Raw genomic sequence first — 14,635 nt, forward strand, 5'->3', positions numbered from 1 at the left:
GGGTGAATGCCCGCAGGGCAGAGGGGGGCAGACGGCCCCCCTACTTCGGCGCGGCAACGCCGCGCCGCCGGTCGCCCGAGGCGCCCGCGACAGCGGGCAACGAGGGCGAAACACCTCCCCCCTCAGCCTTCTCCCCCGGCCTCGGCACGCAGCCCGGCGATATCGCAGGTCCAGGTGCCGGCCGTGTCCCGGATCAGCCCCTCGTCGCGGAAATCCTGGATCACCCGGTTCACCTTGGGCCGGGTCGCGCCCAGCACCGCGGCCAGTTCCCCCTGCGAGAGACCCAGCGCCAGCGAGGCATCCTCGGGGATGTCGGCGCCGTGCAATTGTTCCAGCGTGATCAGCAGGAAACGGGCGACACGCGCCCGCAGCTGGTAAAGCGCGATCGATTCGAGCTGCAGCGTCGTCGTGCGCAGGAGCGTCGACAGCCGCGTCAGCGCCGCCTCGTAGAAGGCCGGATCGCCCCCCGCCAGCGTGTCGAAGGCCCGCCGCGTCAGCACCCAGCCGGTGACCGGTCCCACCGCCGTGGCATCGGCCGAGCGTGGCTGGCGGTCGAAGAGCGCGATCTCGCCCAGCATCTCGCCCGCTTCGGCATGGCGCAGCACCAGTTCGCGCCCGCCCTGCGTCACCAGCGAGATGCGGATGCGCCCGGTCTCGATCGCCACCAGCCAGTCGCCCGGATCGTCGCGCTGGAACAGCACCTCGCCGGGGGCCCAGCTGCGCGGCCGCGCCGCTGCGGCCACCGCATCCAGCGCCGTCGGCGAAAGCGGCGCAAACATCTCGAAGGATTTCCAGAATCCGCGGCTCGGCATGCTGTTCCTTTCCCGTGACGCGGCGATGGTGCCGCGCCGCGGGCGGGGCGTAAAGCCCCGTCGTGACGGCGCTTTAGCTGCGTGTCAGGCCGAGCGAGGCAAAGGCCTCGTCGACCCGCGCCGCGCCCCAGGGCGAGGGCTCGCCGGGCGCCGCGCCCTCGTTCAGCGTGCAGCCGTCGCCCGCGATCAGCACCCGCGTCTCGCCCGCGTTCGAGACCGAGACTTCGCCGCGATCGACGAAGACCGCGTATTCCCCGCGCGAGGGGCCGACGAAGAAGCGGGTGCCGCGCACGCCGATCTCGCCGAAGGCGGTGACGAAGCGCAAGTCGAGGGGCGGCAGCGTCTCGGGCCGGTCGAAGACCATGGCGCCGCCGACGTTGATCGTGCCGCCGATCTCGCCCAGATAGCTGGCGAGTTCGATGGAGGAACCAAGGCCGAGGTTGATCCGCGTCTCGCGGTCCAGAAGCAGCAGCGCCAGCCCGTCCTCGCCGGTGGCGGCCTGGTCGCCCTCCATCAGCGCAAGGCCAGGTTCGAGCGGCAGCAGCGTGCCGCCCCGGGTGACGCTGCCCGCGCCGGAGGCTTCGAGCACCTCGCCCAGTCGGGCATCGGCACGGGCGCTGCGGGCTGCGAGGGGCAGGGCGGCGGCGGTGATGAGCAGGTGGCGGCGGGAAAGCTGGGTCATGGGATCGCTTTCTGGAAAGGGCGTTTGAAACCGGGGAGGACTGGCAAATCGGACATCGGGCAAAGGCCGCAGGGTGGCGCGAAACCGGGCCGCTGTCTGTTCCCGGCGGAACAGGTCAGCGGGGCAGGATCAGGAGGGCACGGAAATCGTTCACATTGGTCAGGGTGGGGCCGGTCACCACCTGGGCGTTGCGTCTGGCGAAATAGCTGTGGGAATCGTTGCGGGCGAGGGCGGCTTCGGCGTCCTTTCGATTAGGGATGGTGTCGGGGCCGATCAGCGCGCCCGCCACCTCGGCCGCGCCATCGACGCCGTCGGTGTCGCAGGCGAGCGCATGGATGCCGGGTGCGCCGTTCAGCGCCAGCGCCAGCGCCAGGCAGAATTCGGCGTTCGGCCCGCCCGTGCCGTCGCCCCGCCGCGTCACCGTAAGCTCACCGCCCGAGAGCAGCACCAGCGGCGTCGCGCCCGGCGCCAGTGCCTGCTGGCGGGCGAGGGCGGTGCGGGCCATCTCTGCCGCCACCTCCTGCGCCTCGCCCTCCAGCGCGTCGCCGAGGATCTCGGCCTCGCAGCCCTCGGCCCGGGCCAGATCGGCGGCGGCGGCGAGGGATTGCGAGGGGGCGGCGTAGATCACCGTCTCGGCCCGCGAGAGGCGCGGATCGCCCGGGGGGATGACGCCGGTGGGCCGGATCAGCGCCTCGGTGACCGAGGGCGGGACGGGGACCTGCCAGCGCGACAGGACGGCGCGGGCGTCCGCCGCGCTCGAGGCATCGCCGACCGTCGGGCCGGAGCCGATGAAGGCCGGATCATCGCCCGGCACGTCGGAAATCAAAAGGGCCAGCATCCGGGCGGGATAGGCTGCGGCGGCCAGTTGCCCGCCCTTCACCCGGCTGAGGTGTTTGCGGACCGTGTTCATCCGGTCGATGGGCGCCCCGGAATCCAGAAGCGCCGCGCTCACCGCCTGTTTTTCGGCCAGCGTCACCCCGGCGCAGGGTGCCACCAGCAGCGCCGAGGCCCCGCCCGAGATCAGCGCCAGCACGAAATCCCCCTCGCCAAGGCCCTCCAGCAGCGCCAGCAGGCGGTCGGTGGCCCGGGCGCCGGCCTCGTCGGGGACCGGATGCGCGGCCTCGACGATCTCGATCCCCTCGCAGGGACGGGCATAGCCATAGCGGGTGATGACCAGCCCCTGGCAGGGGCCCCAGACGGCTTCGACGGCCTCGGCCATGCGGGCGCTTGCCTTGCCCGCACCGACCACCACGACCCGGCCCGCGGGTTTCGGCGGCAGGGCCGCAGCGAGCGAGCGCATCGGGTCGGCGACCGCGACGGCGCGGTCGAAGAGCGCGCGGAGCAGGGGGGCGGGGTCGGGCATCGGGCCTCCTTCGTCGCAGGATGATGCACCGGGCGGGCCGCTGGGGGAAGGGGGCGAAGGGGCAGGGTGTCGGCGCGGCGCGGGAACCTGCCGGCGGGGGCGGCGGTTAGCTTTCTGAAAGGATCTGCCATGCCGCCGTCAGACAAGACCGCCGAGCTTTACCGGATGGAAACGCCCGAACACCTCTGCCCCTACGGGCTGAAGTCGAAGGACCTGCTCAGGCGCCACGGCTTCCGGGTGATCGACCATCCGCTCCGCACCCGGGCCGAGACCGATGCGTTCCTCGAGCAGGCCGGGGTCGAAACCTCGCCCCAGACTTATATCGGTGGCGAACGGATCGGGGGCTATGACGATCTGCGGGTCTGGCTGGGCCTCGACCCGCCGGCGGAGGAGCGCAGCGAGACCTCCTATCGCCCGGTGGTGGTGATCTTCGCCGTGGCCGCGCTTCTGGCGCTGGCACTGTCCTGGCATCACTACGGCAATCCGCTGACGCTGAGGGCCTTGGAATGGTTCGTGTCCTTGTCGATGGTGTTACTCGCCTTGCAGAAGCTGCAGGATGTCGAGGCGTTTTCGCTGATGTTCCTGAACTACGATCTGCTGGCGCGGCGCTGGGTGCCCTATGCGTCGATCTATCCCTATCTGGAGGCGCTGGCGGGGATCCTGATGACGGCAGGGGCGCTCCTTTGGCTGGCGGCGCCGGTGTCGCTGGTCATCGGGCTGATCGGCGCGGTGAGCGTGGCCAAGGCGGTGTGGATCGACAAACGCGAGCAGAAATGCGCCTGTGTCGGCGGGGCGTCGAAGGTGCCGCTGGGGTTCGTGTCCTTCACCGAGAGTGCGCTGATGGCGGGGATGGGGCTGTGGATGGGGGCAAAGGTGTTCCTGTGATGGCTTGGATGGTGGGATGAAATCCCACCCTACGGGGCGCATCGGGGTGAGACCGCCCGGCCCGCGCCGACGCTGTAGGGTGGGATTTCATTCCACCTTACACGATCCCCCGGAGGGTGAACGTCGACCATCCCCCGTAGGGTGCGTGCTCGCACGCACCTCCCGTCAGATCCGCATCCGCGGCACATCCTCGGGATCCAGCTTCAACTCGATCAACAGGGGCCGCGTCCGGTTCGGAATTGCCGCCAGCGCCCGGTCGAGGTCGGCATTTGACGCCACCGCAATCCCCTCACCCCCCAAAGCCGTCGCCACCTCGGCAAAGGACGGCCAGTCGAATTCCGTCAGCCCCGGATCCATCGCCCGGTCGATGAACTGGATATGCTCGGCCCCATAGGCGCTGTCATTGGCCACCACCACGATCAGGTCGAGCCCCAGCCGCACCGCGGTGTTGAACTCGTTTACCCCTCCCATCATGAACCCGCCGTCGCCGGTGAACAGCACCACCGGCCGCGTCCGGTCGGCCAGCGCCGCGCCGATCGCCTCCTGCAACCCCAGCCCGATGGAGCCGAAATTGGCGGTGACGATGAAGCTGTGGGGATCGGGGGCGGAGATCCGGCACCAGACCTCGGTCATGAAGCGCCCGCCGTCGGTGGTCAGGATGCGGTCCTTCGGCAGCGCCTCTTCCAGCTTGCGCAGGGCCTGAACGTAGTTGACCGTGCCCGCCTTCGCGCCCGTCCGCCCCGGCGGATGCAGGGTCAGCGCTTCCATGTCCAGCTCGCGGGTGAAGCCCGAGGGCGGGATCTCGGCCTCATCGAGCCAATGCACGATGTTGTCGGCGGTCAGGCCCGCATCGGCGATCAGCGCCACATGGGGGTGGAAGTTCTTCGCCGCCTCCAGCGGGCTCTCGTTTACCTGCACCACCCGCTTGCCCTTCATCAGCTTGCCCTTGTCGGTGGTGAAATGGTGCAGCGAGGCGCCGAAACAGACGATGCAATCCGACTTTGCGATGGCGTCATAGGTGGCGGGGGTCGAGAGCGTGCCGACGATGTCGAGGTTATAGGGATGCCCGTTGAACAGCCCCTTGGCCTTGAGCGTGGTGGCCAGCGGCGCCTCCAGCCGGTCGGCCAGCCGGATCAGCCGGTCCCGCGCGCCCGCAGCCCCGCCGCCCGCCAGAATGATCGGCCGCCGGGCCGAGGCGATCATGCCGATGGCCGCGTCGAGATCGTCGCCCTCGGGCACCATGGCGGGGGCGGCGAAGGCCGGGAAGACGGTCTTTCGATGCGCAACCTCCTGCCACATGAAATCGGCGGGCATGTTCAGGACGATGGGCCGTTTCTCCACCCGCGCACGATAGAAAGCGTGCGCCACGTCATGCGCCGCCGTCTCGGGCGCGCGGAGCTGCTCGAACCCGGCACCGGTGACCTTCACCACCTCGCGCTGGTCGATGTTCTGCAGGTTCTGCGGCGCCATGACCGAGGTATCGCCGGCCAGCAGCACCATCGGGATATGGCCGCGCGCCCCCTCGGTCAGCGCCGTCACGCAATTGGTCAGCGCCGGGCCGTGCGTCACCGTCGCCACACCCACCTTGCCCGAGACATGCGCCCAGGCCAGCGCCATCAGCACCGCGCTGCCCTCATAGGCCACGGGCACGAAGGTGCCGCCGCCCTCGCGCACGTAATGGTCGACCATGAAGAGATTGGCATCCCCCATCAGGCCGAACATCGTGTCGATCTCGTGGTCCAGCACCGCGCGGGCGATGGATTGATAGCCATAGGTGGCGGTGTCGGCCATGGGATCCCCTCTGTCGCAAGTGCAACGAGTCTGGCGCAGCGGGGGCCAAAGGGCAACCCCGGCGCGGCGTCAAGGGGCCGGGGGCAGGGGCCGTTTCACGCCCGAGGATTCGATGGCGACGAAGGTGAAATCGGCCTCCGTCACCTGAATCGCCGCGGGCAGGGCGGGGCGCTGGACCCAGGCCTCGACATGGATGGTCATCGAGGTGGTGCCTGTCCTCAGGATCGAGGTGTAGACAGTGAACAGATCCCCCACCAGCACCGGGGCATGAAAGCGCATGGCGTTGATCGCCACCGTCGCCGTCCGCCCGCCCGAGCGGCGATGCGCCGCCACGCCCCCGGCGATATCCATCTGGCTCAGCACCCAGCCGCCGAAAATGTCGCCATTGGCGTTGGTATCGGCGGGCATCGGCACGGTCTGAAGGGTCAGTTCGCCCTGCGGCTTGTCGGTCATCTCGGTTTCCTGCATCGTCCGGCGGGCAAGGTGACCGAAGCCGCGGGCGAGGGCAAGCGGGGTGACGGCCAAGCCCGGCAGCAGGCGCCAGCGCAGAGGCTCCCCAGGGATCCGACCGGGGCGCGTGACGAGCCGCCTGTCATCGGCCGTGGCGCCGCGCTAAGCTGCCGGTACATCAAGGATAGGTCGACAGATGCAGAACGTGGCGCAACTGGTTGAACGGTCGAGCAAGACCCAGCACGGGTTCAAGGATCTGGCCGAGGCGGCCGATGAGGTCTTCGCCAGCGCCTCCCCGTCCGAGGCCAGGGAGATGGCCGCCGCGCTCCTGTCGTCGGAGGTGGCCCAGGCCCGGTGCATCGGCACCTTCCTCCTCGGCCGGTTGGCGGCGCAGGACGCGGAGGCGCTGAGGATGCTGAAGGAAACCGTCAGCGCGGACAGCGACTGGCGCGTGCAGGAGATCCTGGCCAAGGCCTTTGACCGCTATTGCGCGGACAGAGGCTATGAAGCCGCTCTCCCGGTCATCAAGGAATGGTTGTCCGACCCTTCCGCCAATGTTCGCCGCGCGGTCACCGAGGGGCTCAGGATCTGGACCGGGCGCCCCTATTTCCGCGACCATCCCGAAGTTGCCATCGCATTGCTGGAGCAATTCAGGAACGATGACAGCGAGTATCTGCGGAAATCGGCCGGAAACGCCTTGCGGGACATCAGCAAGAAGCATCCCGAACCGGTCAGGCGCGCGGTCGCGACCTGGAATCTCGAAGAGCGCGGCACCCGACAGACCTTCAAACTGGCGACACGGCTGATCGCGGAGGACTGACAAGCGGCTGTCATCGCGGCCACGATTCAGCCCCAGGGGCATCGGCAAACGGCCGCTGCATCCGGTTTCGGCGGTGAGCGGGGCGTCATTACGCGGGAACGGAGATCCCGGTGGCGTTCGGAAATGGCGGATGGGGTGGGATTCGAACCCACGGTGGAGTCACCCCCACGCTGGTTTTCAAGACCAGAGCCTTAAACCACTCGGCCACCCATCCGTTGAGGGCGTTCTATCCGCGCGCCCGGGCGCCTGCAAGCGTCAGCCGGTGGCGATGCGGGGGCGGCCCGAGGCGGTGACGCGCAGGCGGATCTCGACCAGCATCGGTTGGCCCTCGACCTCGGCGCCCAGATCCTCGCGCCCGGTGGTGAGCCGCGGCTCGGTCACGCCCGCGGCCATGGCCCGGGCGCGGGCCTGCTGGGTCAGATCGGCCTCCAGCGCCGCAACCGCCGCCTCGGCCTCGGCAAAGCGGGCGGGGCCGGTGGCGAGATGGGCGACATAGAGGCCGGGGGCGGGGGCCGTGACCTGGCCCTCGGCATGCATCGAGACCTGGCCCACCACCGCGCCCACCGCATTGGCCACGCCCGCATGCTCGGGCACCACCATCTGCGTGCCGAGCCGCGCGCCGACCGCGGGGTAATAGCACCCGGCCGAGGCGCCAAGGCCGATGACCGGCACGCCGAGCCGGGCCTCAAGCCGCACCAGCCCCGGGGCGCGGTCCAGCGCGGCGGCGGTCAGGGGCAGGCGGGCCAGCGCCTCGGCCGGGGCGCCGAAGTCGCGGCCGTCCTCGGCATAGGCCGCTTCCATCAGGCAATCGACGGTCTGCCGGGTCAGCTGGTCGACGATCCGCTGGGCCATGGCGGCGGCGTCGGGCGCCAGCCGCTCGCCATTGCCGCCGCGGCGCCGGGCCAGCAGGATCAGCGCCTTTTCCGCCGCCGCTGCGTCCCAGCCCGATTGCCGCCCCAGCACATGCGCGGCGTCGGACGGCGTGGGGCCGGTCAGCATCACCAGCCCGCCCTGCACCAGCCGGGTCAGCGCCGGCCCCTCGACCCGGGTGCGCAACAGCTCGGAAAGCCGCTTCGGTCCGGTCAGCAGGCGTTCGGCGACGGCGGCGTCGCGGGATGGCAGGCCGGGGGGCAGCGCGGAAAAGAGGGGCAGGGCAAGCCGCCAGCCTTCTTCGGGCGCGGGGTCGCGGCCCAGCGCCTCGTCCAGCATGCGGTGGACGAGCTCTGGGTGCTGGATCGCCGCCAGCGACAGCGGGATCACCCGCCGGGGGCCGAGGATCAGCCCGCCCTCCAGTCCCTCCTGCACCCGGACCTCGCTGTCGCCGCCAAGGCCCGTGGTGCGCATCGCCACCGCCTCGACCATGGTGCGCCAGCCGCCGACGCGGGCGCCCTCGGGGTCGATGGCGGGGCGGCCGTCGCGCAACAGGCAGACATCGGTCGTTGTGCCGCCGATGTCCGAGACCAGCGCGTCGCTGAGCCCGGTGAGCCAGGCCGCCCCGGCGATCGATGCCGCGGGGCCGCTGAGAATGGTCTCGATCGGGCGCTCGCGCACCAGGGCCGCGCTGACCAGCGCGCCGTCACCGCGGACCACCATCAAGGGCGCGTTGATCCCCCGCGCCGCGACATGGGTCTCGCAGGCGGTGACCAGCCGGTCGATCATGCCGACGAGACGGGCGTTGAGCAGCGCGGTCAGGGCGCGTTTCGGCCCGTTCAGCCCGGCGCTGAGCTCATGCGAACAGGTGACCGGCAGGCCGGTCCGGGCGCGGATCAGGGCGCGGGCGGCGTTTTCATGCGCGGGGTTGCGGGTGGCGAACTGACCGGCAACGGCCAGCGCGCTGATCCCGGGCGGCAGCGCCGCGAGCGCGCTTTCCAGCGCTCCGGTATCGAGCGGCGCGGCCTCGGTCCCGGCGTGGGTATGGCCGCCGGCGAGCGCGATCAGGGGATCGTCGCCCAGCGCCTCGGCCAGACCGGCGCGGGCGATATCGGCGGGGGCGAAGCCGATCACCACCAGCGCGGCGCGGGTGCCCTGACCCTCGACCAGCGCGTTGGTGGCAAGCGTCGTCGACAGCGAGACGAGGCCGATCTCGCCCGGCGCGATCCCGGGCGCATCGGCCAGAACCGCGTCGATGGCGCCGCCGATCCCGTGGGACAGGTCAGGGCGCGAGGTCAGGGCCTTGGCGCTGGCCAGCACCCGCCCGGCGGCATCGTCCAGAAGCACCGCATCGGTATAGGTCCCGCCCGTATCGACCCCCAGGAATACCGCCATCACCGCCTCCGTTCGCCTGCCTCTTTGCTAGGGGCCGGGCGGGCGAAAGGGAAGGGGGCTCGACAGGCCGGGGCCTGCTGCGCGATGCTGGGGGCAGAGGACAGACCATGCATATCGCCGCCTTCGTGATCCCGGTGCCCGAAGCGCAGCGCGCGGCCTATCTGGTCTGGGCGCGTGACAGCGCGGCGCTGTTGCGGCGGCTGGGCTGCCAGGAGGTGGTCGAGGCCTGGGAGGATCACATCCCCGAGGGCAGCCGCACCGATTTCCGCAAGGCGGTGGCGGCGGAGCCGGGCGAGAGGATCGTGCTGATGTGGCAGATCTGGCCCTCGCGTGCCGTGATGGAGGCTGCCGAGGCGGCGATCGCCGAGGATCCGCGCGGCAGCGATCCCGCCGCGGTGCCCTTCGACCAGCGGCGGCTGATCCTGGGGACCTTTGCCCCGATCCTGACCATGGGCCGCGACGGGGCCTGACGCGCGATTCAGGAGGCCTTCCGCCGCACGGCGGCCGCGCCTTCCAGCGCCTGCGCCAGCGTCTCCTTGCGGAAGGGCTTGGCGACATGGCCGTCAAACCCTGCGGCAAGGTAATCCTCGATCTGGTGCGCCATGGCATTGGCCGTCACCGCCAGCGCCGGAACCGGGCTGGCACCGGCCCGGGCCTCCATCGCGCGGATCGCGGCCAGCGCGCCCATGCCGTCGAGCCCAGGCATCGAGATATCGAGGAGCAGCGCGTCGAAGGCCCCGGGGCGGAAGGCGTCGCAGGCGGTCTGCCCGTCGACGGCAAGGGTGACGCTGGCGCCGAGGCCGGTCAGCATCGTCTCCAGGATCTTGCGGTTCGTGCGGTTGTCGTCGGCCACCAGCAGGCGCAGGCCGTCCAGCCCCACCGGCATCGGCCGGGCAGGCGTCCGCAGGGCCGGACCCGCGACCGGGGCGGGCAGCAGCAGCGTGACCGTGGTGCCCTGGCCCGGCTGGCTGTCCAGCGTGATGGTCCCGCCCATCAGCATGGTCAGCCGCCGGGTGATCGACAGCCCCAGCCCGGTGCCACCAAAGCGGCGCGCGGTCGAGGTCTCGGCCTGTTCGAATTCCTCGAACACCTTGGACATCTGTTCCGCGGTCATGCCGATCCCGGTGTCGCGCACGGTGAACAGCAGGCTGCCCGGATCGTCAGGCGCAGGGCCCACGGTGACCGAGATGAAGCCCTGCTGCGTGAACTTGACGGAATTGCTGACCAGATTGTGCAGGATCTGCAGCAGGCGGTTGGCGTCCCCCAGCCGCGGCGTGGCGCAGGCGGCCTCGGGCGCGATGCGCAGCTCCAGACCGGCGGCGGCGGCGCGGGGCGCAAAGAGCGCCCGCACCCGGCTCAGGATCTCGGAGGGCACGAAGGGCTCGTGTTCGATGACCATCTTCCCGGCCTCGATCTTGGCGAGGTCGAGGATGTCATTGAGGATCGCCAGCAAGCCCTCGCCACTGTCGCGGATCGTGTCGATCATCTCGCGCTGGCGCTGGGTGAGGTCGGTCTCGCCCAGAAGCTCGGCCATGCCGAGGACGCCGGTGAGCGGCGTGCGCAGCTCGTGGCTCATGTTGGCCAGGAAACGCGACTTGGCCTGACTGCCGGCCTCGGCCCGTTCGGTGGCGGCGATCAGGGCGCTCACGTTCGAGCCGACGCCGCGATACCCCATGTAGCGGCCCGACGGGTCGTAGAAAGGCGCGCCGCTGATGCGCAGCCAGATCGGCGCGTTCAGCGGATCGGGCTGGATGCGGAACATGAAGTCGCTGATCGCCTCGCGGGCGATCAGACGACGGGCCAGAACCTCCCAATCGCCGCTCACCACGCCGGAATCGGGCGTCACGCCCATTTCCTCCAGCGATCGGCCGATGACATCGCAGATCGGAATGCCGGTGGTGCGCTCGAAACCGGCGGTCAGATGGGTGATGCGGCGGCCGGGCGCAATCTCCCAGAACCATTCGTTCGAGGCCTGGGCAATGTCGGAATAGCGCTGTTCCGAGGCCCGGTGGGCCGAGAGCGCCTCTTCCAGCGCCTGCTTGGCCTCGGCCAGTGCCGCTTCGCGCTGCTTGCGCTCGGTGATGTCGATGTGGACGCCCGTCTCCTCGGCCGCGACGCCGGGCGAGGACCAGCGCTGCACCCGGGTCTGCGACAGGATCCAGACCCAGCGGCCATCGCGGTGGCGCATGCGGAATTCATGCGCCAGGGTGTCGCGTTCCGAGCCGTAAAGGCTGCTCACCCGGTCGTGCAAGCTTTGCAGATCCTCGGGATGAACCAGGGATTCGAACTTGTCGCGGGTCCAGGGCAGCAGTTCGTCCATCCGGTAGCCCAGCATGGCCGCGTATTGGTCGTCGATCGATACCCGCCCGCTCAGGCAATCGAGGTGCCAGGTGCCGACGGCCGAGGCCTCGAGGATGGTGCGAAGTCGCTCCTCGACCTGCCGCCGGTCGGTCAGGTCCAGCCCGATCCCCACCAGCCGCAGCCCGTCGCCCGAGGAATCGTAGCGGCTGATGCGCCCGCGGGCCAGAACATGCACCCAATGCCCCTCGCGGTGGCGCAGCCGCATTTCCAGCTCCAGCGCCTCGCTGGCGCCGCAGCGCAACTGGCGGATCAACTCGCGCAGCAGCTGGTTGTCGTCGGGATGGATCAGGCTGTTCCACAGCTCCCGCGTGAGGACCATCTGATGCTCGGTGTCGTAGCCCAGCATCTCCCACCACAGCGGGCTGAATTCGGTGGTGCCGCGCTGGATGTCGAATTCCCAGATGCCAACCCGGGCGCTGGTGATGATGTCGTTGAGCCGCCGCTCGGCATCCTTCAGCGCCGTCACATCGACCCTGAGCCCGACCCGTCCGCCATCCGGCGTGGCATGTTCGAAGACCCGCACGCAGCGGCCGTCCTTCAACTGCAGCTCGGTCTCGGCGCTGAACTTGCGGTGTTGCGCCATGCGCTCGGCGAACCATTCCTCCTCGCGCCCCACGGCGTCGCGGAATTCCCCCGCCGCCAGCGCGTGGCGCAGGAAATCCTCGAACAGCACGCCGGGCGCCATCATCTCGGCGCTTTGCGGGAAGAAGCTGCGGTAGCGCTCGTTCGACAGGACCATGCGATCCTCGGCATCGAAAAGGGCGAAACCGTCCTGCAAGACCTCGAGCGCGGCATGCAGACGGCTGTGCGCCTGCTCGGATTCGATGGCCAGCCGCTCAAGCTCGCGCTCATGGCGCTTGATCGCGGTGATGTCGTTCTTGATCGCCAGGAAACCCTGCGGCTTGCCGGCCGGATCGGCCAGCGGCTGCAGCCAGACATCGACCCAGTACGACGTGCCGTCGCGCCGCCGCCCGGCCAGCTCCACCCGGCACGACTCGCGCTCGGCAATCGCCGCCTTGAGCTGGACGATGGCCGCGGGATCGGTCGCGGCATCGGCCAGCGCCTCGAAGGCCTGACCGCGCAGATCGGCCATCCGCCAGCCCGAGACCCGCTCGGCCGCGGGGTTGGCCCAGATGATGCGACCCTGGTTGTCCAACAGGACCGCCAGGTTGGTCATGGTGCGCGTCACCTCGATCAGCATGGCGTTCTCGGCCTCGCGCTGGCGCTCAGCCGTCACGTCGCGGATGCGGAAGATGAAGCCATCCTGCCCGCCGACCCGGCGGTGAACGACGATCGTCTCGTACCAGTGCTCGACCCCGCCCAGGGTCAGCGGATAAAGCGGCACCCGCGCGCTGCCGCTCCGCAGCGCCTTGGCCATCGCCGTCCGCTGCAGACGCGCCACCTTGGGGGGCAGCGTCTCCTCCAGCGTGCGGCCCAGAACGGCCTCGGATTGCACCGCCAGATGCTCGGGCGCCGCGGTGTGGAAATCAATGCAGCGCCCGTCGATGTCGATTTCCAGCATCAGCTCCGGCATCGCCGCCAGCGTGGCGCGCAGACGCTCCAGCGTTTCGGCCTGGGCGGCGCGAGCGGCGTCGCGCTCGGCCTCGGCCTGCCGGCGGGCGAGGGCCGAGCTGAGCCCGTCACTGAGCGCCCGCGCCATCCAGAGCCCGGTCGCGTCAAATCCCCCGGGCCCCCTGAGGCGCTGCATGCCGATGATGCCGCTTACCCCGGCGTCCGAGACCAGGGGGACGATGGCCATGGCCTGCACGCCGTTCTTGAGCAGGGCGCGGGCCAGCGGCGCCTCGGGCAGCGCGGCGAGATCGGGATAGATCAGCGGCTGCCCGGCGATCAGCGCGGCGGGATCGTCGACAAGGTCAAGGACCGAGCGCCCGGCCAGGCAATCCCCGGAGGCCGCACAGGTCGGGGCATGCCATTGATGCGTGAGCCGCCATCCGTCCGGCCGCTCGGTGCAAAGGAGCGCCCGTTCGGCCCCCACGGCAGTGCCCAGCTGGTGCAGGACCGAGACGATCGAGGTATCCAGCTGTTCCGGTCCGGCCCTCAGCAGCAGCCCCAGCGCGTCGATGACCGTATCATGGGGCGTGCCCTGGGAACGCGTTATCGCTTCCGTCCTACCTGAACCGTCGTCCATCAACCGCGATCCGCACATTTACACCTATGGCGAGCATAGCAGGGACTCGGCGCGCTTACAGCTTGAAAATCCGTAAAGGAGTGTTTCCATTGTTTCTTTATGTGGCGCGCTCCCTCGCGGTTCGGCGCCTGATCAGCCCGGGACCCCTTCATGCACAGGAATTTTCCCTTCGAGACGCCGCCCGATGCCGATGCCCGCCGCGCCGTGGCCCCGGTCATCTGCTACCCGACCGAGACGCTGCCGGTCCCCGACAGCGCAACCTATGCGCGCGCCCGGCAAAGCGCGCGGAGGATCGGCAGCGTGACGGTGCCGGCGCGCGAGGGGCGGGCCTTCCGGGTGCCCGCGGGCGGGTTCTTCCGCATCACCTGCACCGAGGGACCGCAGGTCGGCGACCTCAACCTCTTCTCGGCCGAGGACCCGCGCGAGCGCTTCTATTCCGGCAAGACCCGGGCGCTGCACGGCACGCATCTGGGGGTCGGCGACCGGATGTGGTCGGTGTTTCCCTGGCTGCGGCCGATGGCGACGCTGGTGGCGGATACGCTGGGCTGGTACGGGGTGGATGCCTTCGGCGGGCGGGTGCATGACGTGATCGGCACGCGCTGCGATCCCTATACGCATTGGCTGCTCTCGGGCGGCGGGCACTACCATCACTGCTGCCATTCCAACCTGACCCGGGCGCTGAGCGACGCCGGGGTCGAGGGGGCGGAAGCGCTGGTGCATGATGTGCTCAACGTCTTCATGTGCACGGGGTTCACGGCCGATACGGGGCAGTATTTCATGAAGGCAAGCCCGGTGCGGCCGGGCGATTACCTGGAATTCTTCGCCGAGATCGAGCTTCTGGGCGTGCTCTCGGCCTGCCCGGGCGGCGATTGCAGCGCCGAGCATTCCTCGGACGCGGCCGCCTGCCACCCGCTCGAGGTCGAGATCTGGGAAACCCCGGCCGAGGCGCTGGCGGGCTGGGTGCCGCCTGTGGCCAACGGCTACGACCGTACCCACGGCCGGTGAGGGGTTTCGCCCTCGTTGCCCGCTGTCGCGGGCGCCTCGGGCGACCAGCGGC

At 70.1% G+C, this 14,635-nt stretch carries 11 protein-coding genes and 1 tRNA gene; 4 read left to right on the top strand and 8 right to left on the bottom strand.

The window, feature by feature from the left end:
• Positions 1 to 122: 122 nt before the first annotated feature.
• The 3 genes from VDQ18_RS18235 to VDQ18_RS18245 all read right to left on the bottom strand — a co-directional run bounded on the left by VDQ18_RS18235 (position 123) and on the right by VDQ18_RS18245 (position 2,857).
• Complete coding sequence (locus VDQ18_RS18235) at positions 123 to 812, bottom strand: Crp/Fnr family transcriptional regulator (protein ID WP_323022330.1); 690 nt, start codon at positions 810 to 812, stop codon at positions 123 to 125.
• Positions 813 to 885: 73 nt separating this feature from the next.
• Entirely contained in the window at positions 886 to 1,494 is a 609-nt protein-coding gene (locus tag VDQ18_RS18240; protein ID WP_323022331.1) for a FecR domain-containing protein, read from the bottom strand.
• A 115-nt stretch (positions 1,495 to 1,609) separates the two neighbouring features.
• Complete coding sequence (locus VDQ18_RS18245; RefSeq protein ID WP_323022332.1) at positions 1,610 to 2,857, bottom strand: glycerate kinase; 1,248 nt, start codon at positions 2,855 to 2,857, stop codon at positions 1,610 to 1,612.
• A gap of 129 nt (positions 2,858 to 2,986) precedes the next feature.
• On the opposite strand from VDQ18_RS18245, the gene VDQ18_RS18250 reads away from it, so the two are divergent.
• The gene (locus VDQ18_RS18250) at positions 2,987 to 3,742 is read left to right on the top strand and encodes a glutaredoxin (RefSeq protein WP_323022333.1); all 756 of its coding nucleotides are present in this window, start codon (positions 2,987 to 2,989) and stop codon (positions 3,740 to 3,742) included.
• Positions 3,743 to 3,907: 165 nt separating this feature from the next.
• Here VDQ18_RS18250 and VDQ18_RS18255 read toward each other — a convergent pair whose 3' ends face one another.
• Together VDQ18_RS18255 and VDQ18_RS18260 are read right to left on the bottom strand one after the other, a co-directional pair.
• A complete protein-coding gene (locus VDQ18_RS18255) occupies positions 3,908 to 5,533 on the bottom strand; it encodes a thiamine pyrophosphate-binding protein (protein ID WP_323022334.1) in 1,626 nt (541 codons plus the stop codon).
• A 69-nt stretch (positions 5,534 to 5,602) separates the two neighbouring features.
• Positions 5,603 to 5,986: an acyl-CoA thioesterase gene (locus VDQ18_RS18260; RefSeq protein WP_323022335.1), complete on the bottom strand. Its 384-nt coding sequence runs from the start codon at positions 5,984 to 5,986 to the stop codon at positions 5,603 to 5,605.
• A gap of 193 nt (positions 5,987 to 6,179) precedes the next feature.
• Between VDQ18_RS18260 and VDQ18_RS18265 the strand changes: the two genes are divergently transcribed.
• Positions 6,180 to 6,803, top strand: a complete 624-nt coding sequence (locus tag VDQ18_RS18265) for a DNA alkylation repair protein (RefSeq protein WP_323022336.1) — start codon at positions 6,180 to 6,182, stop codon at positions 6,801 to 6,803.
• A gap of 124 nt (positions 6,804 to 6,927) precedes the next feature.
• Here the strand turns inward: VDQ18_RS18265 and VDQ18_RS18270 are convergent.
• Positions 6,928 to 7,017 (bottom strand) — tRNA-Ser (locus VDQ18_RS18270).
• A gap of 41 nt (positions 7,018 to 7,058) precedes the next feature.
• Positions 7,059 to 9,068: a hydantoinase/oxoprolinase family protein gene (locus VDQ18_RS18275; protein ID WP_323022337.1), complete on the bottom strand. Its 2,010-nt coding sequence runs from the start codon at positions 9,066 to 9,068 to the stop codon at positions 7,059 to 7,061.
• Positions 9,069 to 9,175: 107 nt separating this feature from the next.
• On the opposite strand from VDQ18_RS18275, the gene VDQ18_RS18280 reads away from it, so the two are divergent.
• Positions 9,176 to 9,538 carry a DUF1428 domain-containing protein gene (locus VDQ18_RS18280; RefSeq protein ID WP_323022338.1) on the top strand — a complete coding sequence of 121 codons (363 nt, stop codon included), beginning with the start codon at positions 9,176 to 9,178 and terminating at the stop codon, positions 9,536 to 9,538.
• A gap of 8 nt (positions 9,539 to 9,546) precedes the next feature.
• Here the strand turns inward: VDQ18_RS18280 and VDQ18_RS18285 are convergent, their stop codons facing one another.
• Complete coding sequence (locus tag VDQ18_RS18285; protein WP_323022339.1) at positions 9,547 to 13,578, bottom strand: PAS domain S-box protein; 4,032 nt, start codon at positions 13,576 to 13,578, stop codon at positions 9,547 to 9,549.
• A 150-nt stretch (positions 13,579 to 13,728) separates the two neighbouring features.
• Here VDQ18_RS18285 and VDQ18_RS18290 point away from each other — a divergent pair, with 150 nt between their 5' ends.
• The gene (locus VDQ18_RS18290) at positions 13,729 to 14,583 is read left to right on the top strand and encodes an urea carboxylase-associated family protein (RefSeq protein WP_323022340.1); all 855 of its coding nucleotides are present in this window, start codon (positions 13,729 to 13,731) and stop codon (positions 14,581 to 14,583) included.
• Positions 14,584 to 14,635: the final 52 nt, after the last annotated feature.

The sequence above is a fragment of the Pararhodobacter sp. genome, assembly GCF_034676075.1.
In the GTDB taxonomy this organism is placed as follows: domain Bacteria; phylum Pseudomonadota; class Alphaproteobacteria; order Rhodobacterales; family Rhodobacteraceae; genus Pararhodobacter.